16 protein-coding genes are annotated in these 17461 nt (G+C 46.1%); all 16 read right to left on the reverse strand.

Features of this window, described 5'->3' with window-relative positions:
• Positions 1–15: 15 nt before the first annotated feature.
• Positions 16–891, reverse strand: coding sequence for a 5'-3' exonuclease (locus A8708_RS18540; RefSeq protein ID WP_068666105.1), 876 nt, complete (start codon positions 889–891; stop codon positions 16–18).
• A gap of 241 nt (positions 892–1132) precedes the next feature.
• Complete coding sequence (gene ssuE / locus A8708_RS18545; protein ID WP_068666107.1) at positions 1133–1675, reverse strand: NADPH-dependent FMN reductase; 543 nt, start codon at positions 1673–1675, stop codon at positions 1133–1135.
• Positions 1676–1841: 166 nt separating this feature from the next.
• A complete protein-coding gene (locus A8708_RS18550) occupies positions 1842–5087 on the reverse strand; it encodes a glycosyltransferase family 39 protein (protein ID WP_082927621.1) in 3246 nt (1081 codons plus the stop codon).
• 81 nt (positions 5088–5168) lie between these two features.
• Positions 5169–5396, reverse strand: coding sequence for a DUF7667 family protein (locus tag A8708_RS18555; RefSeq protein WP_068666689.1), 228 nt, complete (start codon positions 5394–5396; stop codon positions 5169–5171).
• Positions 5397–5573: 177 nt separating this feature from the next.
• Positions 5574–5765 carry a hypothetical protein gene (locus tag A8708_RS18560; RefSeq protein ID WP_068666109.1) on the reverse strand — a complete coding sequence of 64 codons (192 nt, stop codon included), beginning with the start codon at positions 5763–5765 and terminating at the stop codon, positions 5574–5576.
• A gap of 174 nt (positions 5766–5939) precedes the next feature.
• Positions 5940–7115 carry a DNA sulfur modification protein DndB gene (locus A8708_RS18565; RefSeq protein ID WP_068666111.1) on the reverse strand — a complete coding sequence of 392 codons (1176 nt, stop codon included), beginning with the start codon at positions 7113–7115 and terminating at the stop codon, positions 5940–5942.
• Entirely contained in the window at positions 7115–8281 is a 1167-nt protein-coding gene (locus A8708_RS18570; protein WP_068666113.1) for a DNA sulfur modification protein DndB, read from the reverse strand. The genes A8708_RS18565 and A8708_RS18570 overlap by 1 nt, the downstream gene beginning before the upstream one ends.
• Positions 8282–8369: 88 nt before the next feature.
• Positions 8370–9545 (reverse strand): aminotransferase class I/II-fold pyridoxal phosphate-dependent enzyme, encoded by a 1176-nt coding sequence (locus tag A8708_RS18575; RefSeq protein ID WP_068666115.1) that lies wholly within the window; start codon positions 9543–9545, stop codon positions 8370–8372.
• 31 nt (positions 9546–9576) lie between these two features.
• Entirely contained in the window at positions 9577–10677 is a 1101-nt protein-coding gene (locus A8708_RS18580) for a site-2 protease family protein (protein ID WP_157264881.1), read from the reverse strand.
• Positions 10678–10684: 7 nt separating this feature from the next.
• Positions 10685–11050 carry an arsenate reductase family protein gene (locus A8708_RS18585; RefSeq protein ID WP_068666119.1) on the reverse strand — a complete coding sequence of 122 codons (366 nt, stop codon included), beginning with the start codon at positions 11048–11050 and terminating at the stop codon, positions 10685–10687.
• A 127-nt stretch (positions 11051–11177) separates the two neighbouring features.
• Positions 11178–12119, reverse strand: a complete 942-nt coding sequence (locus A8708_RS18590; RefSeq protein ID WP_068666121.1) for an RluA family pseudouridine synthase — start codon at positions 12117–12119, stop codon at positions 11178–11180.
• Entirely contained in the window at positions 12116–12685 is a 570-nt protein-coding gene (locus A8708_RS18595) for a cob(I)yrinic acid a,c-diamide adenosyltransferase (protein WP_068666123.1), read from the reverse strand. Before A8708_RS18595 ends, A8708_RS18590 begins: the two co-directional genes overlap by 4 nt.
• Position 12686: 1 nt before the next feature.
• Complete coding sequence (locus A8708_RS36530) at positions 12687–14279, reverse strand: cobyric acid synthase (protein ID WP_068666125.1); 1593 nt, start codon at positions 14277–14279, stop codon at positions 12687–12689.
• Positions 14272–15387, reverse strand: a complete 1116-nt coding sequence (cobD, locus tag A8708_RS36535) for a threonine-phosphate decarboxylase CobD (RefSeq protein WP_239696770.1) — start codon at positions 15385–15387, stop codon at positions 14272–14274. The genes A8708_RS36530 and cobD overlap by 8 nt, the downstream gene beginning before the upstream one ends.
• Before the next feature lie 29 nt (positions 15388–15416).
• On the reverse strand, positions 15417–16238 hold the full coding sequence (gene cobS, locus A8708_RS18610) for an adenosylcobinamide-GDP ribazoletransferase (RefSeq protein ID WP_068666129.1): 822 nt from the start codon (positions 16236–16238) through the stop codon (positions 15417–15419).
• On the reverse strand, positions 16214–17215 hold the full coding sequence (gene cbiB / locus A8708_RS18615) for an adenosylcobinamide-phosphate synthase CbiB (RefSeq protein WP_068666131.1): 1002 nt from the start codon (positions 17213–17215) through the stop codon (positions 16214–16216). Before cbiB ends, cobS begins: the two co-directional genes overlap by 25 nt.
• Between the last annotated feature and the right edge of the window lie 246 nt (positions 17216–17461).

Below are 17461 nucleotides of genomic sequence, written 5' to 3' on the forward strand. Positions count from 1 at the left end.
TCCCGATTACCTATCCTATCCAATCAATCTGATTAGTCCTTTGTAGGCAATCTCATCGAATTTGCTAATGACCTTCTCCCGATCCATCGCCCACATGCAATCCTCAAGCGCACAAGCAACCGGTGCATCCAAGCGAATCGTCGCCAGATCTAGCGAAAGATGCAGCATATCCAGCTCCGCCTCGATCTTCGCACGCACGCCCTTCGGGAGTGCAGCTAAGTTCTCTAGTATGCCAGCAATGTTCACATACTCATTGAGTAACTTCGTTGCTGTTTTCTCACCTATCCCTTTGACCCCTGGATAATTATCTGCTGTGTCCCCCGTTAACCCCTTCAAATCAATGATTTGAGCTGGGGTTAGGCTTTTCTCCTCCATGAGCGTTTCTAGCGTGTACACCATGTAGTTGGATTGCCCTTTTTTCATAATAATAACTTCGGTATTCTCATCTACCAGCTGGAGCATATCATGATCCCCAGTTAAGATCTGGACTTTCGTATGCGGGCTGTAGAAACGAGCCAAAGTGCCGATACAATCATCTGCTTCATAACCTGGAACACCGACATTCGGAATATTGAAAGAAGCTGTCACTTCTTTGACCAGGTCAAATTGTGGAATCAACTCTTCAGGCGCAGGTCCGCGATTCGCTTTGTACGCTTCGAATTTCTCCGTACGGAAGGTCTTGCTTCCCATATCCCAACAACATACGACGTGAGTGGGTTTGAATGTCCCAATCGCATCGAGCAAATATTTCAGAAATCCATATACACCGTTGATCGGCACGCCGTGATCGGTTCTCATGATATAACCACTGGATGATGTTGCGTAATACCCGCGAAATAATAAGGCCATGCCGTCTACAAGCAGCACAGATTCAGATGAATGTTGTGACATAAATAATTGCTCCCATTCCTGTGAAGATATGAATTCATTACAACCAGTATAGCACGGTACATACATCCCCGACACGCAAAAACCCGCCATCAGCAAAAGTTACCAATGACGGGTTTTATCCTAACTATTCAAATAAGTCCTCTTGCTGCCAATCATCAGCCAAACCACAATAAATAGGAGTGTACCACGGTCATCATGACCTCTGAGACAACTCCCATTTCGTTATTCTAAGCAATGACGATTAGCGGCTTGTATGCCATTTGATTTCCTGAATGAATTGGGATACGGACTCCTGCAAACGAGCAGTGATCTCATCGTCGAGAATCGCTTGTCCTTGTTCTCCCCATGTCACTTGTTTATCAAGCACATATACGCCTTGTAAAATATTCTGGGCACCTAGGACAGACAACACAGGTTTGAGTGCATAATCAATCGCGAGCAAGTGCGCGTAAGTTCCTCCAACTGCTAATGGGAGTACAATTTTACGCTCGAGTCCCTTTTGCGGGAGCAGATCCAAGAATGCCTTCAACACGCCTGTGTAGGAAGCTTTGTAAACAGGTGTAGCTACGAATACAGCATCAGCTTCAGCTACGCGCTTACTCGCATCAACAATGGCTTCACTGTCGAACTTCGCATATAACAAATCCTCTGGAGGCAGATCGCGAACCTTGATCCAATCTACTTCTAGTCCTGCTTGCAGAAGTTCACTCTTAGCCACTTCAATTACACCATGTAATCGGGATGTTGGAGTTGGACTGCCTGAAATAATTACTACTTTAGCCATCGAATTCACGCTCCATTAGCAATTTGTGGGTAAATAAAGAGACTCCGCCTCCATGTATTCGGGTACATAGTGGGAGTCTCCTGCTGTTTGGTCGACTTCTTCCAATTCATAGTAATTCACTTGGAATTATATTACCATGCCTTCTAAGCGACGTCAATCCGTCCCTTTAAAAGAAATTCCAACCCGGCAACCATCGTAAGAAGAACGAATATTTCGCGGGTATGATCATCCCCGATAGAATCGGATAGAACAATGCGAATAACACGAAAACGGCAGCTAAGTAGCCATAGACCCATCTTCTCCGTTGCAGTTTCAGTTGTCCCTGCTCCAAATAGTCCTTGATGTAGTAGGTCAGAATCAGCACTAGGAATGGTACCATAGCAAAATAGTGATAAATAAACGTGAGTCGTGGCACTAACATCCACGGCAGGTATTGTGAACAGTAAGCAATTAGCAGCACACGAAGCAATTTATCTTTGCGTTTGAACGCGAGATAGAAAGACATTAATACGGCTAGAAAGCCTGGCCACCATACCAATGGGTTACCGAATGAGACGATACTCGAAAGCATGCCCTGAGGCATCAACTTCGCTTGATAATACCAGATCGGGCGTATCATCATCGGCCATTCCCACCATGGGGAGGAGAACGGATGTGTCGCGACGAGATCCTTATGGTATTTGTACATATGTACCTGATACGTCACAACATCTTTCAACTGATGTCCAGGACCTGGAACCATCATGAAAGGAATATAGGATAACGTGTAGATGCCTACCGGCACGATAACAAACATGAGCACGCACCAGAGAATCGTAAGGAGAGTGTTTCGTACGAAAACTTTTTGGACATGCTGAAGCTTCGTAGATTCCTCTACAGAGAGAAGGTCATCGTAACCGGCATTACCCTCTTCCCCTTCATCACGACTGTTCTCCCTCCTTATACGCTTCGCAAATTGGTACTCTCGGTACCGCTCCCATAGCGAAATGAATAATAGGACAGCCAAGCCAGCACCACCGTATATAACGATCCACTTGGAAGCCGCGCCGATTCCGAAGAAAAGACCCGAAAGTCCTAGTGGGATTAATGTCGCCCACAGCTTGTCACGGTAAAAGCTCAACGTGGTATACCGATACATGAAATAGAACATGAGCATAATGAAAAACACGCCGTATACATCAATCGTGGAAATTCTTGTCTGAGCAAAATGCATGAAATCAAAGCTGAGTAAAAAGGCAGCAATAAGGGCATATTCAGAACGGCCAAACATTCGCTTCGCGAACACATACATAATCGGAATCATGCCTACACCGAATAGCGTGCCGATAATACGCCAGCCGAATGGATTTAATCCGAACAAGTAAATACCGATGGAAATGAATATTTTGCCCAGCGGCGGATGCGTACTTTCATATGGCTCAATCTTGTGGAGATGCTCATAAGCCGTTCTTGCATGATAAATCTCATCGAAATACGTACCATTCATATAGGTAGGTGTATAAGGAACAACGCTTGCCTCATCAAATAAATGGGCGGTTTCCCCCTGGTCAGAGGCGTTGACATCGATCTCTCTCACATTAGCAATTGGTAGTGGTATCGTCCCTCCATCTCCGAAAATCCCAATTTCATGAAGATGCAGCTTCGCACTTTCTTGTGTATCGATCACAATCTTCACATATCGCGCCACTTTGTTAGCTTCTACCGTATGCCAAGTGAACACCTTCGTATGGTCAGATTTAACTGGCATGGCATCCTGCCACTGTTCACCATCATTAGAAAACCAGTAGGAATAAGCACCTTCTCCAACGCCTGCAAAGCTATTAATGCGAGTAATCTGATGCGGGCCGCCGAGATCTGCAATGACCGTTTCCCCTGCTTGTGTTGGCTGCCAAAAAGTCGTCGGAGCCTTATGTCCCCCCAAATGGAACAGCGCAATGATCACATAAACAAGCATAAGAGCGCCTAAATACATGGCATCTTTACGTGAGAAAAAGCGGCCGCGCTTCCCTCTTTCTATATGATCCTCTGCCCTATGGAAAATCGCCTTCCACGGTGAAGTTTCTCTTAGATTCGTTGTTTTCTCTTGCAGGTCAACTTCTTCCAGAGGAAGATTCTCGACCTTGTCGTTAACTGGAGGCGTTGTCTCCCTCACAGTTTCATTCCCATCCCATTTCACGAAAAGCCTCCATCCCAATATACAAGCATAGACAAACATCATAACATTGATTGCCGAAACCGTCAGCATCAAAGGATTATACCGCGGAATGTGGTAGTCCTGATGAAAACTCCGCAAGAGCACATCCCCAATATTGATAAAATGCGTGATACTGAAACCGATAAATAGCCATAGGATTCTGCGATCTTTCAAGTAAATAAAACTTTTTAAAGCTAACAGTAAGCCATAGTGCAAGTAGCGCTCATGCATTTTGGTCATACACATAAACATAGCCGTGATAAACAAGAACGATATGTATAAGACGGCACCGCGACGTTTCTTTCCGAGCCAATACAGTAGACAAACATATAGGATCGACAGAACCATGAAGACAAGTCCCATCCATTTATAAGACATATGCCAGAATCCACTATTGATATCGATGAAGTTACCGCCAAGAAGCGCGAACAGATTAAAGGCGTTGAGTGACGCATAGGGATAAGAAGCTAACGTACCCGTATACAATTCGAACATCCAACCATAGCCTCTGCCCACTGCAAAAGGAAATGCGAGTACGACCATCGTAGCTATGCCTGTCAATACGCTTAACAGCCAGACCATCACATTGCGTGCTCGTATCACATCAATTAATAAGAAGATGCCAAACAGCAGCGCCTGTGGCTTAAGTAAAAGCGCAAGTGCAATAAAGAACGCAGCTTGTGGCAGTTTGCCCTTCATCTGCATTAACAATGTCGCTACAATAAACAACATAAAGAAAGAATCAACCTGTCCCCATACTGCGGAATTCGCCCAAATGGCTGGGTTGAAGGCAAATAGGGCAGCAATTGAGAGTGCCGCCTTCCAGGTACGTGCCCCTTCGTGCTTGCTGAACGCTAGCCGGAATAATAGATAAACCGTACCAAGATCGGCAAGGATGGCAGGCAGCTTCAGGATGAGTAAGGAACTGCCACTTTCCCAAGGAATAGATAGCTTATGATGGACAAAGCCCACAACGTATAGGACATACATGTAACCAGGTGGGTAATCTAGAAAATAATCTTTGGCATTCGTATATAAGTCCTTTAATCCTACCGTATAAGCGCGATCCGCCCACGCCATGAATGTTCGTACATCCGTATCATAGCCTACCCAAATGGGGGCCAAAACTAGTCTAAGTAGGAAGGCAATCAGAAGTATGAATCCTAGAAGATAAAATGTATAGGGAGCTACTCCCCGTTGCTTGAACCAGCTGACCATGCGGGCATCTCCTTAGCTTTGAACTATCCTTATTATACCCCTCCACACTCATACAGAAAAGGAAAAAAGCACCGACAATAGTCAGTGCTTAGGTTCAATCTTTTCGATACGTTCACAAATGTCATGCAACCACTCGTAATCCCCTGTCTGGGAGGCGCAGAGTGACAAGTTTTCTAGTTTTAATCGATTCCATACATACGTCGCATTCGCTTCCATGCATAGCATTAATTCTTCTTGTTCGCCTCGAGTTAGCTCTCTGGCTCTGCGTAGTGTCCATAGTTCCGCCATACGTTGATGAACGGCTAACATCATTCATAGCCCCCTGCTCTGTGGAGTCGCTTTCATTAGCTAGTATGGACAAAGATAGGAGACTCGAAACAGTATCCTACTCTATTTGTCGTCATGGCTATTGATATGAAAAGGAAGAAAGCAAGAGAGCTCGTCCGCTCTCTTGCTATTTGAAATTCTTTCAGTTGAGTACGATTATTAAGGAATATGAACGACAGCAATTTTATCAACTGGGAAATAGAAGACAGTACCAGCGTTATTCGCGATAACAACATTACCATTTTGGATACCTAGAAATCTACCTGTATGATTGGGTGTAGTACCTGCATGAATAGTGATAACTGTTCCAAGTCCAACATGAGCCAAAGTAGCATATACGGAGCAACTCATTGTGTTTTCCTCCCTTCAAACTTTATATGATATCTTATGCATGCTCTTTATTTTTGGTATAGACAAATGAATACTAGAGTGCGTATTTTTTGAGAATAGTGATCTAGCGCATAATAAAAATAACCCCTTCTATCTCAATTCTCATTGAAATAGAAAGGGTTATTGGGTTTACAACTAGGCAGAGGATACTTCTTCGGAGTCGTTTGCGGAATCCGTGCCCTCTAAGAAGAATTGCACAAGTTTGGCATGTTTTTTCAACGATTTCTCATGGATGAGGTTGATTTTACCATTATCCAATGAGCCAAATACATAGATTAACTCTTCATTGTCATGGGACCAATCGAAGCCTTCTAGCAATTGTAAGGACTGTGTCCACTCATCGTTATATTCGCCATTAGGGAATAAGAAACGATTCGCATACAGCGCAATACTTTCCTGAATCACACGATTCGCGGATGTATATTGGGCCAATCCTGGCTGCTCTGGCATCATCGGTAGAATCGTATTAAAGAATTGATGCAGAATTTCCACATACGTCGATGGGTCATGTCGAATTTTACGTTGTAGTTCATAGGACGGCTGCATTCTACCTGAGAAGAGCATCGTCGCCGTTGCATACAACCAGCTGAAACAAGTAAAGTTACGGTTAAAAGAGGTCAAGTTGCTGCGTCTCTCCACACCCGCTGCCTTCAGATACACATTGTGATCCACGACTTGTTGAATAACCAGATTAAGCGGATCAATGGAATCAAAGGAATGGCCGAGTTCTTTACTAACCAACTGCACTTTGGAGTTGATGTCGCCAAATAACTGTTGCTCTTCTTCCTCTGTTAGGCCAATATAAATCTGCACGGCAAGCTGTGTTTCCATCAGGTCCAACCGTCTACCTTCAAGTTGATTAATCGTACCTTCCGTTTCTTCAACCTCTTGCTTAATCTCCGCATCATCACTAAACTTCCGTTGTTTAATCTTCAGCAGAGCCAGCTTCTTCTCAAAGCGTCGAACTTCTTTCTGCATCTGATCATTCACGTAACCAAGTGCTAGAATCCGATGCTGCCCATCAAGAATCGACAGTTTCGATCCATGACGTAGAAGGAATTCCTTCGCTCCCTTAGAAAGTTGGTTCACCTCGCGAAGCGATAAGGTTACTGGTCCGAAGAACACATGGTCCAATTCGCGTTCTTGCAAATAAGTCGAAATCTTCCGGCGCTGCATATTACTCAGCTTCCGTTGAACCATGGGATCGATCATCGTATAGTTCAGCAGATCCTGAACGCGCAAAGCTACAGTCGCGAGACCGAACCTTTCGCAGAAAGGATGGATAGTCATTTTCAGGCGTAATCCTTCCATTAGCTCACGTCCTCCTTATTCGCAAAACTAGCTTTATAGTCATCTGCATCACTGATTAAGAATGCGTTCTGATCTTGGTAGAAGCTCTTAATGTGATTGTAAGCTTTCATGATACGTGTGCGTCTTGGCAGACGATCTTTCTCTTCTCCAGCATAAATGCTATTCCAGTTGACATGCGGCAATATTTTCAGGGCATGTTCAAGTGCATAGCGGTTAAAGCTGCCTGTTTTCGTTGCTTCTTCATGCATGAAGAGGGCTAACGCAATTTGGATATTCTCAGACCATACGATTTCACCTTTGGTCGGTGATGGCAGGTGTGTCAATAATCCATTGAAATAGCCGCCTGCTAGCGAAATAAGCTCCTGCAAATCTTTATCGGCATATTGATAGTTGTTATTACGAGCAGCAGATTTCATGCGCCCTTCAAACAATCCTACTAGGATCTCAATCAATAAGTGGTAGGAGAACAAATACTCCGGTGATTTGCCGCGTTCTGAGAACATATCAACAGTTAGCTTCTGCATAGCAGGTGCTTTCGCTGCTAGTTCTGTAGCTGCCACATGGTAGAACCGGCGTTGATCACGAAGGACAGCCAAGTTGCCGCCTAGCTTACGAGGAAGCTTGTTAATATCAGAGAACAATTGACGTTCTTGGCGTGCGTTGATATCCAGATAGGTCATTGTGGAGATTGGGAAGGCGTATAGACGGCGCAGCTTTTCTGTAATCTCATCCATTTTGTCATATTCGCGGCGATCTTTGGCTCGCGCCATTTGACTTTGCAGCGTTTCCATAATCCGTTGGAAAGCAGCCAAGCGATGCTGACCATCAACGACATACAATTTTTCAATGGGTTGCAGTCGTAGTGCTTGGTTTTCCTCATCATAATGTCCTGCGCCTCGTGCTGAGAAAATGATGCCTGGGAAATAGATCGGCTGGCGATCTTCTAAATATAAATTCACATAGTCAATTAACTTCGAGAGGTTCCGCGGAATAATCGCACGTTGTACTTCTAAATCCACCTCAAAAATAGAAAATAATTTGCTAATAGGTAATGTAGCAGCGATAGTCGCTTGACCGAACGTCTGTCCTAAAATTCCGGGAATCTCTACGTACGATGACGGCTTCTGCTCAGCTAACAGTTCCGATAGTGAAGAAATGGCATCCATATACTTACCCCTTTCAACGTATAAATTTTCTTAATCTTATACCTGAATATGTCTCTCATTCTCCTATTTTTACCAAAATCTCTAACTTTCATTCTAAGGTCCGAAGCCAATCTCCTAATCGCCTTGCTGCCTCAAGTAATCGAGCTTCTTCTTGCACTAAAGCAATACGAACAAATCCTTCACCTTCAGCACCAAATGCATCGCCGGGAATAACAACAACCCCTGTCTGAAACAACATTTCCCGGGAAATTTGTCGAGATGTCCAGCCTTTCGGTATCTCCGCCCAAATAAACATGGTTGCTTTCGGTGGTGGAATGATCCACCCCGCATCATTTAATGCCGAAATAAATGAATTTCGCCTTTTCTCATACCTACTTGAGACAGAATGATCGCTTTCCATATCTTCTTCTAATGCTGCAATGCCTGCTGCTTGTATAGCTCCGAATACACCATAATCAATATTTGATTTCAGCGTCTTGAGCGCCCTGACTGCATCTCCATGACCAGTTAGAAATGCGATACGACAGCCTGCCATATTGAAGCTTTTGGATAAAGAATGGAATTCAATAGCAACCTCCTTAGCACCTTCAATCTCCAAAATACTTATGGGCTTATAACCATCAAAAGCCATTTCGGAATAGGCAAGATCATGTACTACAAGCAAATCGTGCTTCTTCGCATACGAGATCAAATACTCAAAGAAGGCACGATCTGCAACAGCAGACAACGGATTGCTCGGATAGTTAAGCAAGATGAATTTCGCCTTAGCAGCCACGTCATCTGGAATGTCCTCTAGTTGGGGTAAAAAATGATTTGCTGCGCGCAGCGGAAGTAAATAAGGTTCAACGCCTGCCAAGACAAGACTTGCCGAATATATAGGATAACCTGGATCAGGGACAATGGCGATATCCCCAGGATCACAGAGAGAAAGCGCTAAGTGAGCAAGCCCATCTTGTGAGCCCATTAACGTTAAAATTTCTGTTTCAGCGTTGAGCTGGACACCGAATCGATAATCATACCATTTGGCTACCGCTTCCCGAAAGGCCAAACTACCTTCCGATGTTGGGTATCCGTAATGTGCAGGATTGCGAACAGCCTCCGCCATAGCTTCCAAAATTCGATTAGAGGGGGGCAGGTCAGGACTTCCTATACCTAAATCTATGACGTCTACCCCTTGGTTCATAACCTCTCTCTTCCATTCCGCTACTTCCGAAAAAATAGCCGAGCCTAACTGTTGCAGCCGTTTGGATCCTTTAAATGTCATGAATAGCTTCCTCATTGTGTGAAATGTGTTGTTAGGAAATGATACCAACCTGATGGACGAGTTTTATCATATAGAGTAAAAATAAGATTAATACCAGGTACGAGATCCCAAACTTCCAGCGAGTCTTAACGGGAACTTCGTAATAGCTTTCTTGCATGCCTAGCGGGGAATATTCCACTTGAACCTGAAGACCCAGGTGTAAGCCGTCCTCTTTATTCATGCGTTCTGCTTTCACCAATTGCACTCTCTTCACAATCGCTTGCACAGGCAAATAGGCGTGCCCTTCAAATCCAATCGCTGGCCAAGACATATGAATGGTTTGCCGGCCCGCACCCGGTCCTTGCAATTCTGAATAGGTGATGTAATCCAAATCACGTGTATGGCTCTCTCCAGGAATCATATACTCTTGTTGCAACAAATGATTGGCTGGAAATTCGAATCGTGTAGCGACCGTTACGCGCTCTTCTTTATGACGATATCGCACATATTTCTTGTACAAATCCCATGCAAACATCGCCCAGATGAGCAAGAAAATAATTTTACTAGTAAAATAACTATCGATGTACACGATGAGAATGAGTCCACCAATTAAACCAACTAACCATAACCAGCGTGTTACGGCTGTAGAGATTCTTCCGCCGTCAAGGGGATGTATAGGAAGTAAGTTGATCAAATTCAGATAAAATGCAGCGTAAGCAACAGAAACGATTACAGCTGAATCCAAATACACACCCACACCGAAAGCGGCAACGCCACCAAGAGTTCCTAAAATAGGACCCCCAATGCCTATGAACGCTTCTGTTGCTGCATCCCTTGGATTTTTCTTCATCGTAATCAATGCACCGAGGAATGGGATGAAGACCGGTGCTGAAACGGGCAACCCCTTCATCTTCGCCGCAAGCACATGTCCTAACTCATGGATGAGGATCATAAGGACCAGGCCAATCGCAAATGGCAATGGGGCTAAGTACGCGTAAGCCCAGATCGTGATGAACATGGAGATGACAGCGCCGCCAACTTTCCCAAACTTCAAAGCGGCAAGCAGCAGCTTGCCTTGTGATAAGAGGACAGCGATGAATCCGCCAATCGCTAGTGGTGACTTCTTGCGTGTTGGTTTCTGATTGTCTCCCACGTCCCTATCACCCCTTCGCCCAAACGTCCTCGAACACATCCTCTTTGAAACCAACGGTCACTTTATGTCCATCCGTTACAATAGGACGTTTAATTAATCGCCCATTCGAGGCAAGTAGATCCAGCATTTGTTCTTGCGACATACTTGGCAGTTTGTCTTTCAAATTCATCTCTTTGTAAACTTCGCCTGATGTATTGAAAAACTTCTTAATTTCCAAACCACTAAGCTGAAGCAAATCCGCCAGTTCCTTCGCTGAGGGCGGCGTTTCAAATAAAGCAATGGAATCTGTAATGTCAATGTTGTGTCCTTTCAGCCATTTTACAGTACTCCGGCATGTCCCACATTTATCGTAACCATACACTTTAACGCCCACGTTGTAATAACTCCTTTATGCCGTATGATGATCAAATAGAACTACTTAAAATTTTGGGCTAATTGCCAAGGAAAGTCAAGTAATTGCAAAGAAAAACCATCCATAAATTGGATTGGTTTTGGATTTTTTACCTTTTATCAGCTAACCAGTGCTGGAGTTCAGATAAATCAGCAGGTAAGGGTGCGTTAAATTCGGTCCATTCCTTGGTCCCTGGATGCACAAAGGCCAGTTTAAACGCGTGCAATGCTTGACGATGTAACCGACCGCTGGCTTCAAGTTCATCCGCATTCGACTCGAACTGAGGCAGGGTGTACATCTTATCCCCCAAGAGCGGATGGCCCAAATGGCGCATATGCACACGAATTTGATGCGTACGCCCGGTTTCCAGCCATATTCGAACGAGTGCTCCCTGATCAAATTGCCTTACCACCTCGTAATGCGTCACCGCATGGTATCCATCGCATCGTACGATGCGTACATGAGGCTGCTCAGGGTCACGATCAATAGGCTCATTAATCGTCCCAGATGGCGATACTACCGTCCCCCAGACGAATGCGAGGTACTCTTTTTTCACGAGATGCTGAATCATTTGCTCGGAAATTTGCTGATGAACATAGGGGGTTTTGGCAATTGCCAGGACCCCCGAAGTTTCTTGATCCAATCGATGCACCGGACGGAAACGGCACGTAATCCCTGCTTGCTGCCAATGGTACACAACACCATTCGCAATGGTATTCATGTAATGACCATGCGTTGGATGGACGATGATTCCTGCATCCTTAGCTAGAATGAGCAAATGCTCATCTTCGTGCAGAATATGCAGTGGAAGATCTTGAGGAAGTATATCCTCTGATTGTTCCTCTTCCATCCGAATTTCAACACGGTCGCCAGCTTTTACTTTGATATTGATGTACTGCCTTTCCCCGTTCACCGTAATCCCGCGCTCGGTAAGCTTGATGCGGGATAACAATTTCCGTGAGACCATCAATCTTTTTTGCAGCACCGTCTTGAGAATGAAGCCTTCTTCCTCTGACGGGACAATGTATACTAATGGTTCATAGTAGTTCATGATTTACGTTTAAACACCTCAGCACTGCGTATATATTCTACATCAGCAATTCCCTCACGGAAGTTCGCTGTGCGAGCAATTGTGAAGAAAAAGTCCGACAGCCGGTTCAAGTATCGGCGCACTTCGGGATTGATTTCCTGTGTGCGTGCAAGAGTAACGACAAGTCGTTCAGCTCTACGGCACACCGTACGGCAAACATGCAATGTAGAAGATACCGTCCCGCCTCCAGGCAAAATAAAGCGCGTAATATCTGGCGTCTCTGCATCGTATTTATCAATCAAAGGTTCTAGTGCATCCACCATGTCTGCCGTTACTTTATAGGGGCGCAACTCCTGCTTCAGTAGTGCGAGATCTCCACCACAATCAAACAATTCATGCTGAATCTGCAGCAAATCTGGCAGTAAATCCGGGTATTTCTGCGGATCCATGAAGCTCATCGCTTGACCTAGGAAGCTATTCAGCTCATCAGTCGTGCCATAGGCCTCGACGCGATCGTCATCTTTGTCCACACGACCACCAATTACACCAGTTTGACCAGCATCTCCCGTACGCGTATATATTTTCATCTTAGAATCCCTCCCGTTTCTTAGGATACGTTACTCCCATCATCTCATAAATTCGCTTCATATCCAAGTGAGCTCGTACATGGTCAGCTAATCGATCAAACGCAGCTTCTCGGCGCTCCTTATAGCGAAGTCCTTCTAAGATTGGAGATAAACCCTTATCTATTCGAATCTCATTTAACCACACTCTACGGAAATCATCATTGTGCAAAATGCCATGAATGTACGTTCCCCACACACGCCCATCTAGCGAGGCTGCTCCGTCTGGATGCAGGGAAGTTTCAATAGATTCTCCTGAATCTGTGCTTAAGTGAGGAGCGATTTGGAAAGGTGGTACGATTTCATGGATATACTGCGTCCTACCCATATGAATTTCATAGCCATCAATAACAGCATTCGTGTCGTAAAGCGTGCTGACACCTTGTACTCTTACCGTTCGTTTCTCTGGTGTGAACACTGTTTCTGTCGGAAGGAGCCCTAAGCCTTCAAGCTCAGCATGTGACGATTCGTACCCACCAGAATCTGAAAGTGTAACACCTAACATCTGGTAACCCGCACAGATACCAACGATCCACCCTTTTTCTTCATGAGCATAAGAAATAAGCCTCTCAGCTAATCCTGCTTCCTTCAGGTAAAATAAATCTTCCATCGTATTCTTACTCCCTGGAAGCAAAACAACGTCGGGCTTCCCCCAGTCAGATATCGAATCGATATATCGGAAATGAACATCGGCTTCTTCTTGCAGCGGATCGAAATCCGTGAAGTTCGAAAGACGAGGCAAGCGAATGACAGCAACGTCCAATTGATCACTTAATTTACCTTGATTGTTCGATGATCTTCTAGTTTGGGCACGTTTGGAATCGAGCGATGCCGAATCCTCGTCCTCAATACCCAACTGCTGCAAGTAGGGAATGACGCCAAGAACAGGCTTCCCTGTCCGCTCTTCCAGCCAATCCAAACCTGGCTTCAAGAGACTAACATCCCCACGAAATTTATTAATAATGAATCCTCTCACGCGATCTCTTTCCTCTGGAGTCAAGATTTCAAGCGTACCTACAATCGAAGCAAAAACACCGCCACGATCAATATCAGCAACGAGCAGCACCGGTGAATCCGCCCAGCCAGCCAGACGCATATTGACGATGTCGCGATCCTTCAGATTGACCTCCGCCGGACTTCCCGCCCCTTCCAGAACGACAATGTCATACTCGCTGCGCAGACGTTCTAAAGCATCTTTCACAATCACTTCCGCTCGTGGCAAATAGGATTCCCTATACGTCCTTGCATCCAAATCTGCATACGGTTTACCATGGACAACAACTTGTGCAACCATATCTTGCTTAGGCTTCAGTAGAATAGGGTTCATATCCGTCGTTGCGACGATTCGGCAAGCATCTGCTTGCACGCCTTGCGCCCTACCGATCTCTTTGCCATCGAAAGTGATATAAGAATTGAGTGACATGTTCTGCGATTTGAAAGGCGCTGTCTGCCAGCCGTCCCCTACGAAAATACGGCATAAGGCTGCCGTAAGAATACTTTTGCCCACATCGGAAGCTGTGCCTTGAATCATGAGAACCGCTGAACGGGATTCACGCATGACCTCTACCTCCGCTCTTCGTTAAATCGTTCATCATTTGGCTTAGGGCTTGCACTAACCGCTCATTGTCCTCGCGAAGTCGTATGGCTACACGGCAATATCGTTCATTCAGTCCTTGGAATAAGGAAGCATCCCGAATCAGAATCCCTTGATGACCCATATATTGTTGAGCCTGTTTAACCGTAATTCCGCTTGCGACCGGGAATGAAAACAGCAGGAAATTCACATCACTCGGAACAACTTCCAAGCCCATATGTCGCAGCTGTTCCACCAGCCAAGGCTTCTCAACACGCAGCCATTCTCTCGTAGACTGCTCAAAACCGTCATCGTCTAACACGGCAACCCCCATCTGTTGTGCGAGGTAATTCACACTCCACTGTACCTGCTGCTGACGCAGTCGTTGGATCAGCTCAGGGTGAGCCACCATGAAACCTAAACGAATACCTGGAATTGAATAAAACTTCGTCATCGAACGGATCACGATTAGATTAGCGCTTGTTGATGCAAGCTTCAGCAGCGAATGTTCTGATTCTTGGGGAACAAAGTCCATAAAAGCCTCATCTAGCACTATCTTACGCTGACTCTGTACCAAATTGTTCAAAACATTGCGAGGAATGAGCTTGCCTGTCGGATTATTAGGATGCCCAAGGAAAAATAAGTCGACATCTGGCAGCACCGCTTCAACATCCGGCCATTGTAGTTCGAACAGATGCTGAGGGCTTAATGGGATGTTGGTTAGCCTTCCTCCCGTTTTGTGAACCGCTTCCTCGTACTCGCTAAAAGACGGCCTAGCAAGTCCAGTCATACTTGGTTGTACTACACGGATGATCAAATCGATCAGCTCGGCAGCACCATTTCCTACTAAAATACTCTCAGGATCAATCTCGTATTTCTGAGCTAGTTTTCGGCGTAGCTCACGCACAGCAGGATCTGGATATTTGACGATGTCTCGCCAGCTTGCTGCTAGAATTTCCTTAACTACCTCTGGTGGTCCCAGGGGATTCATATTTGAGCTGTAGTCCAGGAAGAGCTCCTTAGGCCGATTCCAAACTTCCTCCGCTGACCAGAGATCCCCTCCGTGTCCGTAACGCTCTAACATCAAGCTCATTCCTTTCCTAAAAAGATGACAAACCCTCCCTATCTACCCAGGAAGATGATGACGGCTAGCAATAGCATACTCTCCAGCAGCTCATTTAAAGCACCGTATGTATCTCCTGTAAGTCCACCAAGCTTGGAGGAGATGTAAGCGGCAATTCCACTTCCAACTAGCGTCGTGATGGCTGCAAAACCTAAAACGATTCCCCAGCTAGGTAGGGTCGTTATTCCGTTGTTGCCTATACAAAGCGTAGTTGTTAATAGGGCTACTAAAAGAGATACGGAGACATGCTTGCTGTTAACGCCACGGAACAGACTGCCTAACCCCGAAGTCGGCCTTGCATAAGGCCATATTCGTATAGCTGCAACCATGAACCAACGACTCCAGATCGGCACGATAATCAATAGGAGCAGCGGACTTCCTTGTCCCCCTGCATGGTTGGTATCCAGCATGGTATAGAGCAAGGAAAATTTTAGCAATACATGTAGAACACACACGATCACACCCATTGCACCAACACGGCTATCCTTCATAATCTCAAGCATTTGCTCGCGTGGACGGTGACTAAGGATTCCATCTGCGGTATCCATAAGACCATCCAAATGCAGTCCGCCTGTGAGCATAATCCAGATCGCTAAGAGCAGGATGGCTGCAGGCATGGTTGGCAGCACGTGAGAGAGCCCTTCTCCTGCTAACAGGAGAAGCAATCCGATAACGAAGCCAACCAACGGGTAAAATATAGAGCTGCGTTGAAACACACGCTCGGTATAATCAATCTGCACCGGAATCGGCAGACGCGTTAGGAATTGAAATGCGGCTAAACAGGCTCGCAGCCAGTCTAATAAAGTATGAGTGCGATGCACAGGAGTCCTCCCATCACTACATAACTGACGCCGTAGAGCATACTCACGGCGTTCACAATGTCTCGCTGCGTTCGCGGACGCAGCGGCCATCCCAGGCGGGCGCGCTCACTCGCCGCGCCGCCATAGACGTTCAGCCCGCCAAGCTCGATCCCGAGTGCTCCGGCTACCGCCGACTCCGGGATCCCGCTGTTCGGGCTGGGGTGTAGATGCGCGAAGCGGCGGATCGCCGCCGCCGCGCGCGGAGCTGAGAGGCCCGGCTTCGCCAGGGCCACGAGGATCAATAAGATCCCGGTGATCCTCGCCGGGATCCAGTTCAGGGCGTCGTCCCAGCGGGCCGACGCGGTACCGAAATGACGGTATCTGTCATTTCGGTACCCAACCATCGAATCCAGCGTATTCGATGCACGGTAGAGCATTGCCAGCGGAGCACCGCCGATGAGCGCATAGAACAAAGGCGCGATGACCGCGTCCACAATGTTCTCCGCGACCGTCTCCACGACGGCTCGCGTGAGCTCCTCCTCGTGGAGCGCATCCGTATCCCGGCCAACGATGTAGCCGGTATACTTGCGAGCATCCGCGAGATGGCCCTTGCGCAGCGGATTGTAAACCAAATACGCGGCGTCCTTTAGTCCTTTGATCGCCACTGTCGTGGAGATAAGCCAGGTTGAGACTGCGTACCCTAGCCAAGGATGAATATCATTGGCGAAGTGTACGAGCACCAGCACCACAGTAAAACTCAGTGTGATTGTGGAAAACGTCAGCAAGACACCCTTCATGCGCAGCCACTTGGGGTGCCGATCTACTGGGGCAGCCGGTGTCGCCAATTCTCTAGGATGCAGTCTATCTTCAACCCAGCGGATCCAGCGTCCAATGAGTATGACGGGATGCGTGGGCCATTTCGGATCACCAATGAACCAGTCTAATGCTATTGCAGCAACCGTCATCCAGACGATTTCCTGCCATGTATATATCCACATAAGAGCTTCACCATTCCGTACTTACTTGTCTTTGAGAGTAACTTCTCTCGAGGTCCTTCGAGGATATGCGACCACGTTTTAGATATCGTTTTTATTGCAAAGCTATGCCGTCCTTCATCTGCCAACTTTCTCTAACTATCCCCATTAGTCCGAAATGAGAGACAGTCGCTTAACAAATTATTGTGATATCCTAGCACCAACTTTTCGATTCATGCCATGGAACAGAGCCTCATTCGCAACAATAAC

It is taken from the genome of Paenibacillus oryzisoli (assembly GCF_001653565.1).
GTDB lineage: Bacteria > Bacillota > Bacilli > Paenibacillales > NBRC-103111 > Paenibacillus_E > Paenibacillus_E oryzisoli.

Bases quoted from the DNA above. Each gene is read 5' to 3' on its own strand.
- A8708_RS18590 (WP_068666121.1), bottom strand. From the start codon at position 12,119: ATGAACTACTATGAACCATTAGTATACATTGTCCCGTCAGAGGAAGAA.
- A8708_RS18560 (WP_068666109.1), bottom strand. From the start codon at position 5,765: ATGAGTTGCTCCGTATATGCTACTTTGGCTCATGTTGGACTTGGAACA.
- A8708_RS18555 (WP_068666689.1), bottom strand. From the start codon at position 5,396: ATGTTAGCCGTTCATCAACGTATGGCGGAACTATGGACACTACGCAGA.
- A8708_RS36530 (WP_068666125.1), bottom strand. From the start codon at position 14,279: ATGCGTGAATCCCGTTCAGCGGTTCTCATGATTCAAGGCACAGCTTCC.
- A8708_RS18550 (WP_082927621.1), bottom strand. From the start codon at position 5,087: ATGGTCAGCTGGTTCAAGCAACGGGGAGTAGCTCCCTATACATTTTAT.
- A8708_RS18565 (WP_068666111.1), bottom strand. From the start codon at position 7,115: ATGGAAGGATTACGCCTGAAAATGACTATCCATCCTTTCTGCGAAAGG.
- A8708_RS18595 (WP_068666123.1), bottom strand. From the start codon at position 12,685: ATGAAAATATATACGCGTACGGGAGATGCTGGTCAAACTGGTGTAATT.
- A8708_RS18575 (WP_068666115.1), bottom strand. From the start codon at position 9,545: ATGACATTTAAAGGATCCAAACGGCTGCAACAGTTAGGCTCGGCTATT.
- A8708_RS18540 (WP_068666105.1), bottom strand. From the start codon at position 891: ATGTCACAACATTCATCTGAATCTGTGCTGCTTGTAGACGGCATGGCC.
- cbiB (WP_068666131.1), bottom strand. From the start codon at position 17,215: ATGTGGATATATACATGGCAGGAAATCGTCTGGATGACGGTTGCTGCA.
- A8708_RS18570 (WP_068666113.1), bottom strand. From the start codon at position 8,281: ATGGATGCCATTTCTTCACTATCGGAACTGTTAGCTGAGCAGAAGCCG.
- cobD (WP_239696770.1), bottom strand. From the start codon at position 15,387: ATGAGCTTGATGTTAGAGCGTTACGGACACGGAGGGGATCTCTGGTCA.
- ssuE (WP_068666107.1), bottom strand. From the start codon at position 1,675: ATGGCTAAAGTAGTAATTATTTCAGGCAGTCCAACTCCAACATCCCGA.